Origin of the sequence: Dysgonomonas termitidis (genome assembly GCF_042654545.1) — a bacterium.
GTDB lineage: Bacteria > Bacteroidota > Bacteroidia > Bacteroidales > Dysgonomonadaceae > Dysgonomonas > Dysgonomonas termitidis.
Genome location: NZ_JBHSGN010000043.1, coordinates 26796 through 45815 on the forward strand (window position 1 = coordinate 26796; position 19020 = coordinate 45815).

At 41.4% G+C, this 19020-nt stretch carries 17 protein-coding genes and 1 pseudogene; 7 read left to right on the forward strand and 11 right to left on the reverse strand.

The features are described from left to right. Window positions 1-4 precede the first annotated feature (4 nt). Entirely contained in the window at window positions 5-343 is a 339-nt protein-coding gene (locus ACFO6W_RS04945) for a hypothetical protein (protein WP_379994260.1), read from the forward strand. Window positions 344-432: 89 nt separating this feature from the next. Here ACFO6W_RS04945 and ACFO6W_RS04950 read toward each other — a convergent pair whose 3' ends face one another. From ACFO6W_RS04950 to recF, 8 genes and pseudogenes are all read right to left on the reverse strand, one after another. Continuing rightward, on the reverse strand, window positions 433-966 hold the full coding sequence (locus tag ACFO6W_RS04950; protein ID WP_379994261.1) for a hypothetical protein: 534 nt from the start codon (window positions 964-966) through the stop codon (window positions 433-435). Window positions 967-974: 8 nt separating this feature from the next. After that, window positions 975-2030: a winged helix DNA-binding domain-containing protein gene (locus ACFO6W_RS04955; protein WP_379994262.1), complete on the reverse strand. Its 1056-nt coding sequence runs from the start codon at window positions 2028-2030 to the stop codon at window positions 975-977. Window positions 2031-2050: 20 nt separating this feature from the next. Next, window positions 2051-2695, reverse strand: coding sequence for a hypothetical protein (locus ACFO6W_RS04960; protein ID WP_379994263.1), 645 nt, complete (start codon window positions 2693-2695; stop codon window positions 2051-2053). An 8-nt stretch (window positions 2696-2703) separates the two neighbouring features. Beyond that, window positions 2704-2814, reverse strand: a pseudogene (locus ACFO6W_RS04965) (site-specific integrase); the annotation flags it as partial. 182 nt (window positions 2815-2996) lie between these two features. Next, window positions 2997-4388, reverse strand: coding sequence for a tRNA uridine-5-carboxymethylaminomethyl(34) synthesis GTPase MnmE (gene mnmE / locus ACFO6W_RS04970; RefSeq protein WP_379994264.1), 1392 nt, complete (start codon window positions 4386-4388; stop codon window positions 2997-2999). A gap of 260 nt (window positions 4389-4648) precedes the next feature. Next, window positions 4649-5104 (reverse strand): acyl-CoA thioesterase, encoded by a 456-nt coding sequence (locus ACFO6W_RS04975; protein ID WP_379994265.1) that lies wholly within the window; start codon window positions 5102-5104, stop codon window positions 4649-4651. Window positions 5105-5303: 199 nt separating this feature from the next. Next, entirely contained in the window at window positions 5304-5597 is a 294-nt protein-coding gene (locus ACFO6W_RS04980; RefSeq protein ID WP_379994266.1) for a DciA family protein, read from the reverse strand. Further along, window positions 5594-6700 (reverse strand): DNA replication/repair protein RecF, encoded by a 1107-nt coding sequence (gene recF / locus ACFO6W_RS04985; protein WP_379994268.1) that lies wholly within the window; start codon window positions 6698-6700, stop codon window positions 5594-5596. The genes ACFO6W_RS04980 and recF overlap by 4 nt, the downstream gene beginning before the upstream one ends. Before the next feature lie 1002 nt (window positions 6701-7702). Here recF and ACFO6W_RS04990 point away from each other — a divergent pair. Both ACFO6W_RS04990 and ACFO6W_RS04995 read left to right on the forward strand, forming a co-directional pair. Further along, entirely contained in the window at window positions 7703-8608 is a 906-nt protein-coding gene (locus tag ACFO6W_RS04990; RefSeq protein ID WP_379994269.1) for an ABC transporter ATP-binding protein, read from the forward strand. Between the two features lie 91 nt (window positions 8609-8699). Further along, window positions 8700-10028, forward strand: a complete 1329-nt coding sequence (locus ACFO6W_RS04995; RefSeq protein WP_379994270.1) for an ABC transporter permease — start codon at window positions 8700-8702, stop codon at window positions 10026-10028. A gap of 62 nt (window positions 10029-10090) precedes the next feature. Here the strand turns inward: ACFO6W_RS04995 and ACFO6W_RS05000 are convergent, their stop codons facing one another. Then, the gene (locus ACFO6W_RS05000) at window positions 10091-10765 is read right to left on the reverse strand and encodes a porin family protein (protein WP_379994271.1); all 675 of its coding nucleotides are present in this window, start codon (window positions 10763-10765) and stop codon (window positions 10091-10093) included. Between the two features lie 64 nt (window positions 10766-10829). Further along, window positions 10830-12827, reverse strand: coding sequence for a DNA primase (dnaG, locus tag ACFO6W_RS05005; protein ID WP_379994272.1), 1998 nt, complete (start codon window positions 12825-12827; stop codon window positions 10830-10832). A 168-nt stretch (window positions 12828-12995) separates the two neighbouring features. On the opposite strand from dnaG, the gene ACFO6W_RS05010 reads away from it, so the two are divergent. From ACFO6W_RS05010 to ACFO6W_RS05020, 3 genes are all read left to right on the forward strand, one after another. Further along, window positions 12996-14606: a CTP synthase gene (locus ACFO6W_RS05010; protein ID WP_006801149.1), complete on the forward strand. Its 1611-nt coding sequence runs from the start codon at window positions 12996-12998 to the stop codon at window positions 14604-14606. A gap of 122 nt (window positions 14607-14728) precedes the next feature. Beyond that, window positions 14729-16669 (forward strand): membrane protein insertase YidC, encoded by a 1941-nt coding sequence (gene yidC / locus ACFO6W_RS05015; RefSeq protein WP_379994273.1) that lies wholly within the window; start codon window positions 14729-14731, stop codon window positions 16667-16669. A 76-nt stretch (window positions 16670-16745) separates the two neighbouring features. Next, window positions 16746-17603 (forward strand): beta-1,6-N-acetylglucosaminyltransferase, encoded by an 858-nt coding sequence (locus tag ACFO6W_RS05020; protein ID WP_379994274.1) that lies wholly within the window; start codon window positions 16746-16748, stop codon window positions 17601-17603. On the opposite strand, the gene ACFO6W_RS05025 is transcribed toward ACFO6W_RS05020, so the two are convergent. Continuing rightward, on the reverse strand, window positions 17604-17975 hold the full coding sequence (locus tag ACFO6W_RS05025; RefSeq protein ID WP_379994275.1) for a 2-amino-4-hydroxy-6-hydroxymethyldihydropteridine diphosphokinase: 372 nt from the start codon (window positions 17973-17975) through the stop codon (window positions 17604-17606). Between the two features lie 371 nt (window positions 17976-18346). Here ACFO6W_RS05025 and ACFO6W_RS05030 point away from each other — a divergent pair. Further along, window positions 18347-19020, forward strand: a 674-nt coding sequence (locus ACFO6W_RS05030) for a helix-turn-helix domain-containing protein (protein ID WP_379994276.1), incomplete at its 3' end; no start/stop codon positions are given.

Here is a 19020-nt window from a genome sequence, read left to right on the forward strand (position 1 = left end):
GAATATGAACCAAAGAGATATTAATCTGCTAAATAAACTTGTATCAAATGCAAGAGCCATTATATCCAATCACGTTGCTATTTCTTTAGGAGTTCTAATTATGACCGGTATCATATCTGACTTGAAGTATAAGGGAATAGAGGTAAACATTGATTTGAATATTTTTAATGAGGTTTACTCTTTAATAAACCAATACGCTATAGGTACAGAAAGGCTCAGATATAATTTCGAATATTTGGAAAAGCAAGATAAAGAATTAGACCGTATTATTGCATTATACAAGAACCAGATTTTATCTAAATGCTTTGAGATTGTGAATAGATACGGTAATAGAAATGAGTAAAATAAAGAAAAACAATAAATAATTCTCATTACGCAGAAAGTTACACCGATGATTACAAATATATTTCCCAGATCCTTATATTTCATATACTAATATTTTTGTAAGCTTTTCCCTTTAGGAATTGCTTTAAGAATATTATTTCGCACTGACCTGATAGCCGGGCATAACTCCCCTTCCATCATTTCAAGAGTAGTTTTCAATTCCTGCGTTAATTCAGGAATAGTACGGCAGAGCTCGTAAGCTATTTTCATACAGAGTGACTGCACACCCGGTAATTCCTTAACAGAGAGCATTCGCTCCAGACAGAAATCCAGGAAATCAACCCTCGGAGGATCTGATAAGGGCTGTTTATAAAGCAGATTGAGGATAACCCTCCGTTTACCTCCATGCTCACACGTCATCACTTCGCTAATAAGCTCATCATGTTTTTCATACAGCCATTTATTAGCTTCCGGAGAAAAATGTGTAAAGATCCAAGCCACATGATATCCTATTTTTTCATCTTCTCCAATAACTAAATCATATAATTCCTGCTTTCGCTTGTCACTTTGTTGGGTTAAACAAAGTATTTCATGAATATCATCCATACCAATCCGCTCCGATAATTTAGCTTTGAAATTCATTGCTATCCTCATTTCTTAATATAATCCTGAAATTTCTTCCCTTCTAAAGTAAGTAACTCCTTGCTTATTTTTAACTTACTATCCCAAAAAGAAATATCAAAGTCAATCCCTTTCGCTTTCTTAACCTTTTTCCAATTACCTACACCATGACCATTATAGAGTATAATTGATTGAAATATACCATAGTTATTAAAAGCTTTCGGATGATGCTCTAAGTCTAAAACATTTGTCCTATCCTTGTAGCTGATAAGATACTCATCATATGCAGGAAGGAAGTGAAGTACATTTGTATTCGAAGAAGCGCATTCATTATAGTCTTTGTGAATATATAATTCAGTCGAACCGAAGTGATCTTTTATCAATTCATTGTCAATTAGGCTAAAAGCGTGTCTGCAATCTTTGATCGTCAACCCCGACCACCAGACAAAATCTTGTAAGCTTGCAGGAGAATGACTCTGCATATATCTTTGAGCTAGCTTTGCCAGTGCTTCATCCTTATGTATATCTTTGCTTTGGGGAGCTCTTTCGTCCAGTAGTGCATATGTTTGTTTTTTCTCTTTCAATACACCGCTGCATATAATGCCATCCGCTTCTGCCAACATTGTAAAGAGGTATATATGTCTCTCGGTAGCCCCTAATCCTTCTTGCTCGAATATTTTTGTAATTTCGTCCTTGGTCTGATGGTTATTGTCCCTAAGTGTCCTTTCTAACAGGTTATAACATTTTGTAAGTTCGTGTTCATCAACCTTCAAATCTTTTACATATTTCCATGCACCTTTAATTCGCTCTCCTGTCAATTTCAGAAGCCACCTGATATCTTCCGCAGAAACAAAATGCCAGGTTGGGCGCATGATATGGGTTCGAAGAAAATCTCCCCGGTTGAAAGCGTCTTCGATATCTTGTTCTGCACATTGTTTCGATCTGATGGCGATTGCCCATTTTGCCATAGTGAAATCCTGAGCTTGCATAGCTCCCATCCATGACACCACTTCTTTTGGTGTATCAAATGTCTGTTCTGATAGCTGTTGACTCTTTAGCCGTATGTTTTTTATAGTAATGTTCATATGTGGGTGTTGGTTTAAATTTATCTTGTTAATTGAATTTCAGTTTGTTGTTGATCCAATAAATTTTTCTGATTTAAAAGGTATTCTTCCTTTATTTTTCTGATTACTTCAATAGGGATTTTTAGCTCTGAGTGAACGATCTGTAGCCCTTCGTCCATGTAGAACTGAATAGGATAATTACCTACAACTTTCTCTAAGTCCAACTCTACATCTAGTAGTATGTCTTCTTCACTATAAAAATCCTCTCCTGATTGATATCCAATTTCCAATTTCTCAAAATCGAAGATATGTTTTTTTGTTTTAAAAGGCTTATTGACCAACACATATTCTAGCTTATTAGAGTGAAGTATAAATATCTCTAACCCTTTTCGTTTCCACCAATAGGAAGAGAAAAAATAAAGAATTACAAATATCTCTAAAAGTGATACAATACTATTAATTAGAATGAATTCCAGCGTAATATCAAGTATGGGAAAGATTAAGATTAGCATACCTATGTGAAAAAGAAAAAGTCCTGAAAATAATATGGTACAGCCTAAAAGCAGTAATCCATTACTATTTTTAGGGCTAATCGTGAGCCTGAGTACATCTGATTTTCGCTCAAGAGTATATGGATATAGTACTTTCTTTTTCATATAACCTTTTATCAATTCTTCTATATTCATAAGTTTTACTATTTCAAACTTATCTTATTCGCCGATTCTCGTTTCTTCGAACTAACCAAATCCGCATATATCTGTGCTGTAGAGACATTTTTATGTGTAAGCATCTTACTGACAGTATAAAAATGTAAATCCCCAAATATTCACGCCTTATTATCTTCATAGAATAAGGAAATAATAGAAATATCATCAAAACAACCATAATTATTGATTCGCAAAGATAGAATAGAGAAAAAGAAAAGCCACCATAAAATGGTGACTTTGTGATGATTGATAATTATTTTTGATTAATATTGATCACTTATCATTTTCCGATACAAAACTTACTAAAAATATTACCCAATATATCATCAGTAGATATCTGTCCTGTTATTTCACCCAGATAATGCATACATTCCCGGATATCCTGCGAAAGAAAATCTCCGGACAAATGTAAATCCAAGCCCTCCCCTACTCTCCTTATTGCAGACAAGGCATTCTCCAAGGCCGCATAATGACGCATATTGGTAACGATAACGTCCTGTTCCCCGATTTCCGGTATATCAGCTGCCTTCACAAGCAAACTCTCAAGGTCATTCGTTCCCTGTTCATATTTTGCCGAGATGAAGATACGATCCGGGATTTCTTCCCTTAGCAGCCTCTCTTTATTCTCTTTTCTCTCAGCAGAAATCATATCAACTTTATTAAACACCAGAATCAGCTTCTGATTCTTCACTGCGGGCAGTATTTTTTCAGCCAAATCCCGGATATGCTCATCTGTCGTTCCTACATCCGTTATCCACAGGATAATATTAGCTTGTTCGATCTTTTTAAATGTACGCTCTATACCGAGGCTTTCTATCTCGTCAGTCGTATCACGTATTCCGGCAGTATCGATCAGACGGAATGCCAGTCCTTGTATATTAATCGTATCCTCTATCACATCCCTGGTTGTTCCATGTATATCGGAAACAATAGCTTTTTCTTCATGCAACAGCAAATTCAGCAAGGTTGACTTACCAGCATTCGTCTCGCCGATAATAGCAACAGGAATACCATTTTTCACAGCATTTCCCACCTCGAAAGATTCAGCCAGTTTACTTATATGAAGTTCAATATCATAAGCTGCTTCCTTCAACCGCTCCCTGTTCGCAAATTCAACATCCTCTTCCGAGAAATCGAGTTCCAGTTCGATCAGGGATGCAAAATTCAGAAGCTCAGTACGAAGTTCGATCAATTTATTGCTAAATCCCCCGCGCATCTGGTTCATCGCCAGCCTGTGCGCAGCGGCCGATGATGAAGCAATCAGGTCAGCCACGGATTCAGCCTGCGATAAGTCCATTTTACCATTCAGGAACGCCCGTTGCGTAAATTCTCCCGGCTGTGCCAAACGCGCACCTTTGGATATCAACAATTGCAAAATATTTTGCTGTATATAAACAGATCCATGGCAGGATATTTCCACAACATCTTCACCGGTAAATGAATGCGGAGCTTTGAAAAGACTAATCAGTACCTCATCCAATACTGTATCATCTTTCATTATAGACCCGAAATGAATCGTATTTGCCTTTTGCTCTCCAAGCATTTTATTTCCATACGGCTTGAATACAGACCCGGCCAGCCGGATACACCCTTCTCCGGATAAACGGATAATGGCTATACCTCCTACACCGGCCGGAGTAGATATAGCCGCTATAATATTATTTCCTTGCATATCTTAATTTCCTCTGTTTATCCCGTCAAAGTTACACTGTTTCTGTTATATAAAAAATTTTAATCATCAAACTCAACAGAATAGGAAACAACCTCCTGTACTGTAAACTGTAACTGTTAAAAGACAACAGGCTTTATGGCTTCTGTAGGGGCAGGTCTTGTGCCTGCCCGTTATGCGACAAGCGGGCGGGCGGTAGCGGGGAAAAAACCGGAAAACAGAACGAGTGCATGTCAACAGCCAGTTAACATGCACTCGTTGTTTTATTCTGCCAGCACTTTCTCTTCTTCCAGTCCCTCATGCTCCGATATGATTTTCCGCCATGTATCGGGAATCGGAATTGACGCCTGAGTATGGGCATCATATGTTACAAAAACAGATTTACACCGGCATTTGATTTCCCCGTTCTTTACATTTCTTATTTGCTGGAGGAATATCCCGCTTTTATCTCCCAGTCTGGTAACTTTCGAGTCCACCACAATACCTTCCCTGTAATACACAGGCGAAAGAAAGTCGACTTCGATATGGGCAACTACAATCAGCCCGTCTGTCCAGCTGATATCGGATTTACCTTTCACTGTCTCGAAATATGTAGTCTTGCCGAGGTCGAAATAACTGAAATATACATTATTGTTGATATGCCCTAAAGCATCTATGTCACTAAAGCGGATTTGAATAGGAAGCGTTTCTTTAAACGTTTCGGGTTTTATTTCTTTCATTTTAGAGTCTGTTTAAATTTTATAGCTGAACCTTTTTATAATTATTTTAAGATGTATTTTTGATTTTTCCCTTGCGGATTTAGCGGGCTAAATCAAAAGGGAAAAGTAAAAAGGCGCTCAAAAGAATATAAAAAAGCAGCTAAGATTTTTTTAAGAGCCTTTAGAGAAATTTTCGCTAAAATTTAAACAGGCTCTTGATTTACCTGAATATGATATCATTTACTACATGCATACCCGCATGTTCATTCAATTTAGCAATAAGCCTGTCTTTTGCCATCAATAGTTCGGAACGGAGAACGGATGAACTCAAAGACACATAAAGAACACCGTTTCGCAGGTAAATGTTTGTCGTATATGAATTAATCATCCTGCCGAGCAATTGCGGCCAACCTGTAACAGCCCTGCTTTCAGCCAGTTTGCGTCTTATGAATGGATTTTCTTCAAAGTACTGCCTCAGGACTTCCCCTATGCTTTCGGTATTCCGTTTTCTCATAGCGTAATATTCTTTTGGATTACTTCGCCTTTTTCTACTTCATACAGATGATAGTTGCTGTTTGTGCGGGAGAGTATCTCATCCAGGTGCTCGCGGTTGGTGTCGGTTACGAATATCTGCCCGAAATCCTTGTCCAGTACCAGCTTGATGATCTGTTCCACCCGGGACGAATCGAGCTTGTCGAAAATATCATCCAGCAATAATACAGGGGTAGTCTCGGTGGCTTTGTGCAGGAAGTCGAACTGCGCCAGTTTCAATGCCACCACATAGGTTTTATTCTGTCCCTGCGAACCTACACGCTTAATGGTGTAACCGTCCATCTGCATATCCAGATCGTCTTTGTGTATGCCTGCAGTGGTATAGCCTAAGATCCTGTCCCTCTGCCTTCTCGATTTAAGCAATTCCGGAAAATCGGGATTTTCGAAGTGTGATTCATATTTCAACTCCACCTTCTCATTCGAAGAACAGATAAAATCATAAAACTTCTGGAATGTAGGAATAAATTTATCAATAAAATCCTTCCTTTTCCGGTAGATAATCATTCCCTCGCCGGCAAGCTGTTCGTCCCACAGGTCGAAAAGGGTATCGTCGACAGGAGCGTCTACCTTCAATAATGCATTCCTCTGTTGCAGAGCCTTGTTGTACCGGATAAGCGAGTACAGATATTCTTTATCGAATTGCGAAAGGAATAAATCCATAAACTTACGGCGCTCATCGCTTCCTCCGTTTATCAGTTCCGTGTCGGATGGCGAAACCATTACCAGCGGCAATAAGCCGATATGGTCCGACAGCCGTTCGTATTCTTTCTTGTTCCGCTTGAATTGCTTTTTTTGTTTCCTGCGCAGGCTGCAAAAGAATTCTTCCTGTTTATCCCCGATCTCGTACCAGCCTTGTATAACAGCGAATTCGGCTTTATGCAGGATGTTTTGCGAGTCGATGGGGTTGTTGTGGCTTTTACAGAACGACAGGTAATAGATCGCATCCAGCAGATTTGTTTTTCCCATACCGTTACTTCCCAGAAAACAATTTATTTTGGGCGACAGAGTAAGCTCGGCTTGCTCTATATTCTTATAGTTGAGTATGGACAAACGCTCTAATATCATGCATGCGAAAAATGATGGTTTTGCAAAAGTACAATTTTTTGCCGGAGGAGACAGCTTTTAAAGATAAGTAATTAGGGCAAACGCACGAAAATTACTCTTTTTAAAAAAGTTTATCTATATAGTAAGCTGTCAGCGGTTGGCTGATAGCTGATAGTTCTTTGAAGTATTGATTAAAGCGGTTACGAGTTACTGCGCCCTGCGGGCAGTTACGAGTTACAAGTAAACAAGATACGAGATACGAGATACAAGATACAAGTAAACGAGATACGGGATACGGGATACGGGATACAAGTTGTTAACTGATGACTGTTTACTGTTCACTGATATATCTGTTACTTTTGTTACCTTTGTTAATAGTTACAAGTTACTGCGCCCTGCGGGCAGTTACGAGTTACAAGTTGGCTGACGTTTTGTTTTGTTTCACGCAAAGACGCAAAGGCGCAAAGTTTTACATCTTACGAGTTGTTGACTGATGACTGTAAATACTGTTACCTTTGTTACCTTTTTGGAGAAAGATACGAGAGCCCTCGCTCGCGCAGACGTCCCGTCTGTGCGTTGCGTAGCAAACATTTTTACAACAAGACACGGACTGGAAGTCCGCGTTAGCGGGCGTTATTTTCTGCTGTCATTGGCTCCGCTTCGCTCTGCCGAACGTTGTTTCTGAGTGAAACGAAGGATCTCCTTCGATTTGGGAGATGTTTCACTTCGTTCAACATGACAAAGAGAATATAAGAATCTGCAAGGAAAAGAATTAGCTCCGCTGACTGTTGGTTCTTAATTTTTCATTCTTAATTCTTAATTGCTTTCGGTGTTACCTTTTGCGTCTTAGCGTCTCTGCGTGAAATACTGTTGACTGTTGACTGAAACGTTGCCAATTTTCATTTGCTCTAAATTGACGTTCATACATTCGCATATCTCCTTATTTTTTTATTCTTTTGTGATTTTATAGAATATTCACCGACTAACTATATAAATAGTTATGCAAAATTAATATCGATCAGAATGATGTATCTTGAAACGCAGGATATCGTAAAACAGTACGGAAACTACACCGCTCTTAACGGGGTAAGTGTGCAGGTTCCCAAAGGCTGTATCTATGGGTTGCTGGGACCGAATGGCGCCGGCAAATCGTCACTTATCCGTATAATAAACAGAATAACGGCCCCCGATGAGGGAAAGGTTTTTATCAATGGCAGGGAATCTGTCGCCGATGATATTTTCAACATAGGTTACCTCCCCGAAGAAAGAGGCCTGTACAAAAAGATGAAAGTGGGTGAGCATATTGTTTTCCTTGCACGCCTGAGGGGTCTGTCTGTTGACGATGCACACGAGAAAACGCAGTATTGGCTCCGCAAATTCGATATTCTGTCATGGGAAAACAAAAAAGTGGAGGAATTATCGAAAGGGATGCAGCAAAAAATACAGTTCATAGCCACGGTAATACACGAGCCTGATTTATATATCCTTGACGAGCCTTTCAGCGGATTCGACCCGGTAAACGCGGAGTTGCTTAAAAATGAACTTCTCGAACTGAAAGCAAAAGGCAAAACAATTATCCTGTCTACTCATAATATGGAATCGGTAGAAGCGCTTTGTGACGAGATTTCCCTGATCAATAAATCGAAGGTTGTTTTGCAGGGGAATGTGAAAGAGATACGTGCGCAGTATAGGAAGCACATTTTCAGGCTGAATGTATCAGGCGATAGCTTCGGGATGGAATCCGCTCATTTTACCGTATTGTCACAGTCTGCGGATAAGGATTCGGTCGAAGTACGCATCCAGCGAAATGACGAAGCGTCCAACTCCGATCTGTTACAGGAAGTTGCCCGGAAATATGAGATTATTTCTTTTGAGGAAGAATTACCTTCCATGAATGATATTTTTATTCAAGCAGTAAGCAATAGATGAAGTTTAGCAATATATTATCCAATCTAACCTGCGATTGTCGTTTTACAACAAAAGTAATAAACAGGTCTGCGACCTTGTCAAAACCAGCCGAATGAAAGCACTTAAATTGATTATAGCAAGAGAATTCTCTTCCAGGGTAAAGACAAAGGCTTTTATCCTGACCACATTATTGACTCCCTTCCTTTTTGCCGCTGTAGTTGCATTGCCTACTATACTGATGATGGTAAGCGATAATGATGACATAAAGAAGGTCTATGTAATAGACAACACAGGATTGTATTCCAACTTGTTCGAATCGTCTAAAAACTATGAGTTTGTACAGGTGTCTGCTACTGACACTACTGCGACCGGTAAAGAAAAGGGGACAGCCCTGTTGCAGATAAACGGGGATTTGAATCAGAATCCCAATGCGGTTACATTCTTCTCGGAAAAACAACAGCCTCCCCGCGAATTGACGGCATATATCAATGATGTACTGACCGAAGCGGTAAGGAATAAAAAAATTGACGATTTTACCTCAGAGAGTAATCTTGAGCCGAAGGTAGTGACCGATTTGCAGCAAATACTGAAGTCTAAAGATAAAATCCGCATATCTACCATCCGGTGGGATGAGACAGGGAAGGAGACGGAAACACTGGGGGAAATAGCGACCATTGCCGGAACGGCGCTCACCTTCTGTATGTTTTTCTTTATCATGATGTACGGCTCTATGGTGATGCAGAGTGTGGTAGAGGAAAAGAGCAACCGTATTATAGAAGTTATTATTTCTTCCGTCAGGCCTTTCGACCTGATGATGGGCAAGATAATAGGGGTAGGGCTCGTAGGGCTTCTCCAGTTGATCGTATGGCTTGTTATCGGAGGCGGAGTGATGATTGCCGTCCAGATGGTTTTCGGCGTCAATATGAACATGAGCGCCTCCGCGGACGCACAGCAGGCAATGGCTTTAATGAAAAGCAGCAATATTGAAATGACCTCCTTCCTCAATGGCTTTTTCAGCATCAACTGGACGCAGGTCGCAATATGTCTTGTCCTTTATTTTACCGGGGGTTATCTTCTGTTTGCATCCTTGTTTGCCATGTTCGGTTCGGGAGCGAATGATTCGCAGGAAGCCCAGCAACTTATCATGCCTGTTATGATTATACTGATGGTAGCGTTTTATACAGGCTTCGCGGCCGCCCGCAATCCGGAAGGGGCTATGGCATTCTGGTGTTCATTGATCCCGTTCACCTCTCCTGTGGTGATGATGGTCCGCGCTCCGTTCGAGATACCTTTGTGGGAACTGGCATTATCTGTTGTACTATTGTTTGCGACATCTGTCCTGATGGTAAAACTGGCAGCGAAAATATACCGTGTCGGAATACTGATGTATGGAAAGAAGGTTTCTTTTATGGAAATGCTGAAATGGCTGAAGTATAAATAATTAACAGTTAGTTGAAAGTTGTATTTTTCTACTCGTATATCGTTTACTTATAACTTCACTTACTATATCTTTATACCCAACGAGAGATAGACACTATTGTTTCTCACTTTGAGATTGTCATTTAGCATATCTCTTTTCCATATTCGGGTAAAGCCCGTATCGGAGCCGATAATGAAAACGAATCTCGATAATTCGGACTGTAATTCTATCCCCAGTCCTACATCGGGTCTGTTCCATAGCCCGTCACCGGCAAAAGTATTACCTTTGTTACTTTCGGGAGTGCCGTCGAGCGAGGTCAGCGTTGTCTTCCCTGCTACTCCGTAAGCTACATACGGCCCCATGGCAAAGCCGAAATGGGTATTGTTTGGGAAGTTGAACTTATATGTGAAATAGATAGGCAGCTGGATATACATTGCCTCCATTTTTGCTTCCATATTTCCCATGGCGGTAGACAGCCTGTTCACTTTAGCTCCTTTGGTGGTGAAGCTAAGTCCTGTCTGTAAATAAACATCGTTGCCTAAAGTGATATCGGCAATACCTCCGAAGTTATATCCGAACCTGACTTTTCCACTCTTGAACCCGTATTCGTTCTTCCATGCCGAAACATTGGAGAGATTCATTCCTCCCCTTATCTGAAAGGTGACATACTTTTGTTTTTGCACAAAGAACTGCGCGTTTGCATTGCCGCTTGTCAGCACTATAATTGAAATAACCAGTAGTCTCAAGGATGTTTTCATAGGGATTCTTTACGTTTTTTGTTTATTATAGAACGATATAGTGCTTGTGTTATTATCCGGGCAATTACCATCTCAGGATGATCCGTTCTCCCAGAGCCTTTGCCAGTGCTTTTTTTACTTCTTCCAGTTCTTTGATCTGCTGCATAAGTTCTATGGCCGTGTCCCAGTTCCCTTCTTTTTGTTTGACCGCCATTTCATCCTTTATCTCCTTTATCCTCTCGGTTATGTATGCATTCTTCAACTCTGTGACTATGCGCGGGACATCTTTCCCCAAATGCTTTTCTTCGGCAAGCGGGGTATCTTCCTTTTTTACATTTTCTCCGAATTGTTTGAGATGCAGTTTGCTTAACTGATACCTGTCGCTAACCAGTTCCGCAGCTATTTTGCTAATCTGCGCGTCGGTATGCGCCAGAAAATAGCGGGAAGGAATAAACGTCTCATCTACCGATCGGCCTATCGCTTCTTCCAGCATCAGCGTATAGAGAGGATTGGTAAACCAGAATCCGTCGCGCTGAAGGTCGAATTTTACCCAGTCTATTACAGTAGTCCGCATATCGCCGGTAACAGGGTTTGTTTCCCCTCCTTCCAGTATTATTTCCATTCCGAAGCGGACTACGTAATAAAGTATGGCCAGTTCGAATTTGTCTATCGGTATTTTCTTTACTCCTGTTTTGTTGTGGATTATCGGTTGTGACAAGTCATTGTTGACAGCCCGCATTTCGTCTTCCATTTTTTGCGGAGCTGTTTTTTCGAGATAAGCCAAACGCTTCTTTGTCACCTCCTGTACCAGGATGCGCTCGTCTACATCCAGCAGGATACTGCAATCTTTGATATAGACTGTGCGTATAATATTGTCGGGTATAATGGAAATACTGTTTACTATATCGGAAATAAGGGCGGCCCGCTTGATAGGGTCATTTCCGGCTTCTTCGAGTAATAGCTTTGTCTTGAAACGCATGAAATCGACCTCGTTGGCTTTGATATAGTTAGTCAGCGATTCCGCATTTTGTTTCTTGGCAAAGGAATCCGGGTCTTCCCCGTCGGGCAGCAGTATTACTTTGATATTCATGCCGTCTTCGAGAAGCAGGTCTATTCCCCGTAATGCCGCTTTTATTCCCGCGGCGTCACCGTCATAAATAACAGTGACATTGTCCGTAAAACGGTGAATCAGCCGTATTTGCCCGTTTGTCAATGCTGTCCCTGAAGATGCGACAACATTTTCAATTCCTGCCTGATGCATGGAAATAACATCGGTATAGCCTTCCACCAGATAACAGCAGTCGGCCTTAGTTATGGCCTGCTTAGCGAAGAAAATGCCGTATAGCTCATTTCCTTTATGGTATATCTCACTTTCGGGCGAATTGACATATTTACCTGTATTCTCCGCTTTCTTGAGGATGCGTCCGCCAAAAGCGATTACTTTTCCCGATAATGTGTGCACAGGGAACATGACACGGCCACGGAAACGGTCTATCAGCTGATTGTTATGCTCGCTTTTTATGGCTAGTCCCGTTTTTACAAGATAGTCTTCTTTATAGCCGTTTCTTAATGCCTCCTGCGCAAAGGCATCCCTTTGTTCGAGACTGTATCCAAGTTGGAATTTCTCGATAATGTCTTCCCTGAAACCACGCTCTTTGAAGTAGCTTAATCCGATGGATTTACCTTCGAGATGGTTGTGGAGAGTGTTGACGAAATAGTCGCGGGCATAATCATTGAGGATAAAGAGGCTTTCCCGCTCATTGTATGCCTGTTTCTGTTCATCGGTGAATTCACGCTCCTGTATCTCTATATTATATTTCCTGGCCAGATACTTTAATGCTTCGTAGTATGAAAGTTGTTCATGCTTCATAATGAAGTGAACAGCCGTACCCCCTTCGCCACAGGCAAAGCATTTGCAAATATTCTTGGCTGGAGAAACATAAAACGATGGCGTTTTATCTGTATGGAAAGGGCATAAGCCCACATAGTTTATCCCCCTTCGTTTGAGGGTGACAAACTGCGACACTACATCAACGATTTGAGCAGCGTCCATTATACGGTCTATTGTACCTTGGTCTATCATGATTTTTACAGATACGAAAGTAATAAAAATATCCCGATCAAGATGTTTAATTTTTGTGAATAGGAATCTTAATGGTTACTGTTAAACAAAAATTAAACAATGTATCTAAATATTTTTTGTACTTTTGTGCTTTCTTTTTAGAGTCTAAAAAATATAAAACGAAAAGTCGTGGCTAATACGAAGTATATATTTGTAACAGGAGGAGTTATATCTTCCTTAGGTAAAGGTATTATAGCCTCCTCGTTAGGTAAACTACTACAGGCAAGGGGCTATAAAGTGACAATCCAGAAACTGGACCCATACATCAACATCGACCCCGGAACTCTAAATCCATATGAACATGGCGAGTGCTATGTGACTGTCGATGGTCACGAAGCGGACCTGGACCTCGGTCACTACGAGCGTTTTCTTAATCAGCCCACACATAAGGACAACAATATCACCACAGGACGTATTTATCAGAATGTGATAAATAAAGAACGTAAAGGTGATTACCTGGGGAAAACCGTGCAGATCGTGCCCCACATCACAGATGAAATAAAGCGCAACATCAAAATGCTGGGCACAAGATATGATTACGATTTTGTAATTACTGAAATCGGAGGCACAGTGGGTGACATAGAGTCATTGCCTTTCATCGAAAGTGTGCGTCAGTTACGTTGGGAGTTAGGTAAAAACTGCCTGTGTGTGCATCTTACTTATGTGCCGTATATCGCCGCGGCGAAAGAGGTGAAAACGAAGCCTACACAGCATTCCGTGAAGCAATTGCAGTCGGAAGGAGTACAGCCCGATATGCTGGTTCTCCGTACCGAACACCCGTTGAATAAAGACATTCTGAAAAAGGTGGCATTGTTCTGTAACGTGGAGGTAGATGCCGTTGTGCAATCGGTGGATGTGCCTACGATATATGAAGTGCCATTGAATATGCAGGCGCAGAATATGGACGAAATCGTGTTGCGTAAACTGGGTATGCCTATCGGGGATAAACCGGTAATGCAGCCTTGGCGCGATTTCCTTGATAAGAAAAAACATGCCAAAGAGACGGTTCGCATCGCACTGGTCGGTAAATATGTCGAATTGCCGGATGCGTACAAATCTATCAACGAATCGTTGTTGCAGGCAGCGATATACAATGATCGCAAGCTCGATTTACATTTTATACTCTCTGACAAATTGACCGCAGACAATGTGGAAAAGATGCTCGGTTCCATGGATGGCATAGTTGTTGCTCCGGGATTTGGACAGCGCGGTGTGGACGGGAAAATACAGGCACTGAAATATGCCCGCGAGCATGATGTGCCTACATTCGGTATCTGTCTGGGTATGCAATGCATGGTTATCGAATTTGCCCGCAACGTACTGGGACTGGAGGATGCTAACTCAACGGAGATGAATCCTCATACACCATTCAAGGTTATCGACCTGATGGAAGAACAAAAGAATATCACCAATATGGGAGGGACAATGCGTCTGGGAGCCTATAAATGTGAATTGGAAAAAGGTTCGCAGGTGTATAAAGCATACGGCAAGAAGCTGGTAGAAGAACGCCACCGCCATCGTTTCGAATTCAACGGTGATTACAAGGAAGATTTCGAAAAGAACGGAATGAAGTGTACCGGAACAAATCCGGACATGGGATTGGTAGAGGTCGTGGAAATCCCCGGAAAGAAATGGTATCTGGGTGTACAGTTCCATCCTGAATACAACAGTACGGTAGTGTCACCTAATCCTTTGTTCATCAGCTTTATAAAAGCAGTAATTGACAATAAGAAAAAATAAGATTGAACGTTTTAAATGGCGGGAGCAGAAGCAAAATTTATTTTGATTATGCCGGGTCATGCAAAACGCCCAATAGAAATTGAAAGGAAAAATCGCAAATATTAAATTTATAAAAACTATAAATGGATAAGAATACGATTATCGGGTTTGTACTCATCGCTGCCGTAATCATTGGATTTACGTTACTGAGCAGACCTTCGGCGGAAGAACTTGCTAAGCAGAAAGAACAATATCGGAGAGACTCGATAGAATATGCGCAGACCAGGGAACAGGAAAAAGAACTGGCCAACCTGAAAGATACAGCAACAGAAGTGAAGAAAGAGAATCCGGTGGATGATTTCTTTACGGCTCCCGTTCAGGAGGCAGATTCTGCTCTTACGGCAATGGATTCGGTACAGCCGGGTTCACAGCAGGCAGAGCAGTTGATAACGCTGGAAAACAGCAAGCTGAAAGTTGTTTTCTCTACCAAAGGAGGAAAGATGGTAAGCGCACAGTTGAAAGAATATTCCCGGTATGATGGAGATTCTTTGTATCTGTTCAATAACGATACCGAATTTTCGCTTCAGTTGACCAATAAGCAAAATAAGGTGCTGCATACGAATAACCTGGTATTCACGCCGATTAAAACCGAAGGAGATAACTCTCTTATCATGCGTTTTTCATATGCCGCAAACCAACATGTCGATTTTCTCTATAAACTGGCAGATGATGATTATATGCTGAAATATGATGTCAATCTGGTTGGATTGCAACCGATGCTGGACAGGAATAAATCGGATGTGATAGAGCTGTACTGGGCGCAGAAGATGCGCCGGCAGGAGAAAAGCGTGAAAAACGAACAACGTTATTCGCACATTTACTACAAGTATGTAGGAGGTGATGTGAAGGAACTAAGCAGTGATAAAAACGAACAACTGGAAGTGAAAGAACCAGCCAAATGGATTGCTTTCAAGAATCAGTTTTTTGCACCTATCCTGATCGCTGATGAGAAAATAGAAACCGCACTTCTTGATTCCAAAGTTTTGGTAACGGATGAAAACAGTGAATATCTGAAGACATGCGAGGCTACAATATATGCTCCGGCAACAGTAGACATGAATGCCGGAACCATAAGCGCCGGATTCACCTATTATCTGGGGCCTATGTCGTTCACTTTGCTGAAAGGATATGACAGCCATATAAGCGATGTGAACAAGCAGCTTGATCTGGACAAACTTGTTCCGCTAGGCTGGACGCTGTTCCGCTGGGTGAACCAGTATTTCGTGATTCCGATCTTTAATTTATTGAGAGGTACGGGGATGTCGATGGGTATTGTTATCCTGTTGCTGACTATAATTGTAAAACTGGTAATATCTCCACTCACATTCAAGTCGTTTATGTCGTCGGCCAAAATGCGCGTATTACGTCCTCAGGTAGAGGAAATCGGGGCCAAATATCCTAAGCAGGAGCAGGCGATGGAGAAACAGCAGGCGACAATGGCACTCTATAATAAGGCGGGGGTAAACCCGATGAGCGGATGTATTCCGTTGTTGTTGCAGATGCCGATATTGATTGCGCTGTTCTCATTCTTCCCGAATGCAATAGAGCTTCGCGGACAAAGTTTCCTTTGGGCTACTGATCTTTCCACATATGATGCCATTATAGAATGGAAAAACCATATTCCATTGATAGGTACGCATATCAGTTTGTTCTGTATCCTGATGACGGTGACCAATATCATTTATACAAAGTTCAATATGGAAATGACCAATACCGGACAGCAACAAATGCCGGGAATGAAATGGATGATGTATCTGATGCCGTTGATTTTCCTTTTCATGTTGAATGATTACCCGTCGGGACTTACATATTACTATTTTCTTTCGCTTTTGGTAACTATCCTGTTGACAATCGGATTCCGGTATATAATAGACGAGGATAAAGTATTGGCCAAGCTGGAAGCTAATAAAGCAAAACCGAAAAAGAAATCGGGCTTCATGGCTCGTCTGGCAGAGGCTCAGAAAATTCAGCAACAGCAATTGAATGAAAGGAATAAGTCTAACAGCACCAAGAGGAAAAGATAAGACAGTAAACAACTAGTATCTTGTTTACTTGTAACTCGTAACTGCCCTAGGGTGTAGTAACTCGTAACTATTTTCAGTGAAAATCTGCTATCTTATATTAGCTCATAACAATTTCAGGCATTTAGATCGTTTGATAAATGCCCTGAATGGCGCGGATTGCACTTTTTATATCCATCTGGACAGAAAGGTTGTGCAGGAATACGCTCCGCAGTATAAGAACGTGGAAATCATTCCGGAACGTATCGATATCAACTGGGGCGGATTCAGTATGATACAAGCCACTTTGGCTTTGATGGAACATGGTGTGGCGTCTTCGTCCGATGCTGATTATTATATATTGGTTAGCGGGGTAGATTATCCTGTAAGGTCTAAGGGATTCCTTTACAAACAGCTGGAAAAGGGGAAAGAATATATGGATATTGCTCCTGTGCCGGTTCCATTTAAGCCGTTGGAACGGTATGAATATTATTACTTCGATTACGACCGCCGTAACCTGAAGTATTACCACCCTAAGTTTCTGGCCGAAGTATTACTTAAGAAGCTAAAGATAAAAAGGAAAGCGCCGTTCAGGGTGTATGCCGGTACGCAATGGTTTGCCCTCACCCGTGAATGTGTACGTTATATTTTGACTACAGCAAAAGAAGATAAGCGATATGCGGACTTCTTCCGCCATACATTAGTGCCTGACGAGGCCTTTTTCCAGACAATTATCGGGAACTCGCCATTCTTGCAAAATACAGCCGCAAGTCTTACCTATACGGATTGGGAAGTTGCTGTTCCTCCGGCCACAATAGAAGAACGTCATATTGATTTTCTGGAGAGCCATATCGAGTTCAACGATGAATACGGACAACGATACCCTTATTTTGCGCGTAAGTTCAATGATGGCAGTGAAAAGTTACTGGAGAAAATAAAGTCCCGGTTGTGGAGATAATCACTTATCCATACTGGCCAGCAGGTCCGCAATATAACTTCTGGTAAAATCTTCCGGTTTCAATACATTATTATTCCATATTACAAGGTCGATATCTATTTTTACGATGCCGTTTTTTTTATCGGTTCCGTTTCGCCCCATATCCTTTTCTATGGATTTCAATAAGCGGATAACTTCGTCCATGTCCCTGTCTGTGTAGATAACGGCAAGCTGGTTCAGGAAATCGTTTCTGTAGGTAGTGCCATAAGGCATGGTAACAGAGGTGTCGGAATAAGATATATCTGTAAATATATTATCCAGAAACTGATGGCAAAGGCTTAAGTTCGATTCCCTGTCCTCGTTTGTACCTATACTGAGTAATGCTTTGTTCATAACCGTTACAAATATACGTCCGTTTTTTTAATCATATAAGCGTTCTTTATAAAACTTTCATATTTCACGCACCCTCCCCGATTTGTCCTCATTCTTGGCCCCGCTTGCGCAGATTTGCAGTCTGTGTGTTGCAAAGCAAAAAGAAGGATTGCTTTTCAAGCAAGACACCGTTTACGAGGATAATATAAACGGTCATCAGTTATCAACTTGTATATCGTCTGTTTGTTACTTGTAACTCGTAACTGCCCGAAGGGCGCAGAAATAACATTCGCCGAAGCGAAGGCGAGGCAAACTCGTAACTAAATTTATCAAAACCAAATATCTTTATCTATATAAGAAACTGATTATTAACATTAATATTTAAGTATCTTATGAAGTATAAAGAAAAAACGGCATCGGAGATTATCCGGATGATAGAACAGGACTTGTGCAGTATCTCCGAAATATGCAAAACATTCAAGATCAGCCGCAAGACATTTTATGAATGGAAAAAGGCAAAACCTGATTTCGGTGAAGCGGTGGAAGAAGCCATCGACCACCGTGAAGAGGTGATGGTAGCTTCGGCACGTATCGGACTGAAACAACTGCTCGAGGGATACATGCAGAAAAAAGAGAAGGTCACCTACATCCCCGATAAGAACGATCCGCTGAACGAGGTGGAGAAATGCCGTGTAGTGGAAAAAAAATTCTGCCCGCCGAGCATCCGCGCGATAAAGTACGTACTCGATCGGGAGGAAAGGAGGAAGGACAGAGACCGCTTGCTTGCATCGGAACGCCATCCGCTGGTCATTGAAGTACAGGACGAAGAAACCAGGCGTCAGTTGATGATATTGAAAGGAAACGGCTTCCGTCCGGGCGGCTCGCTCAATCCGGAGGTAGTGGCGGCCGTGGACAAGGAACTGGAAGAGGAAGGGCGAAAAACAAAAAGTGAAGAACGAAAAGTGAAAAATGAGCAGGGGCAAGCTATGGAACAGCCGCCTGTCGCTCAACCATCTGCCGCTCCGGTAGAGAAGCCCAAACCAAAGAATCTCTATCCGTTCCTGCC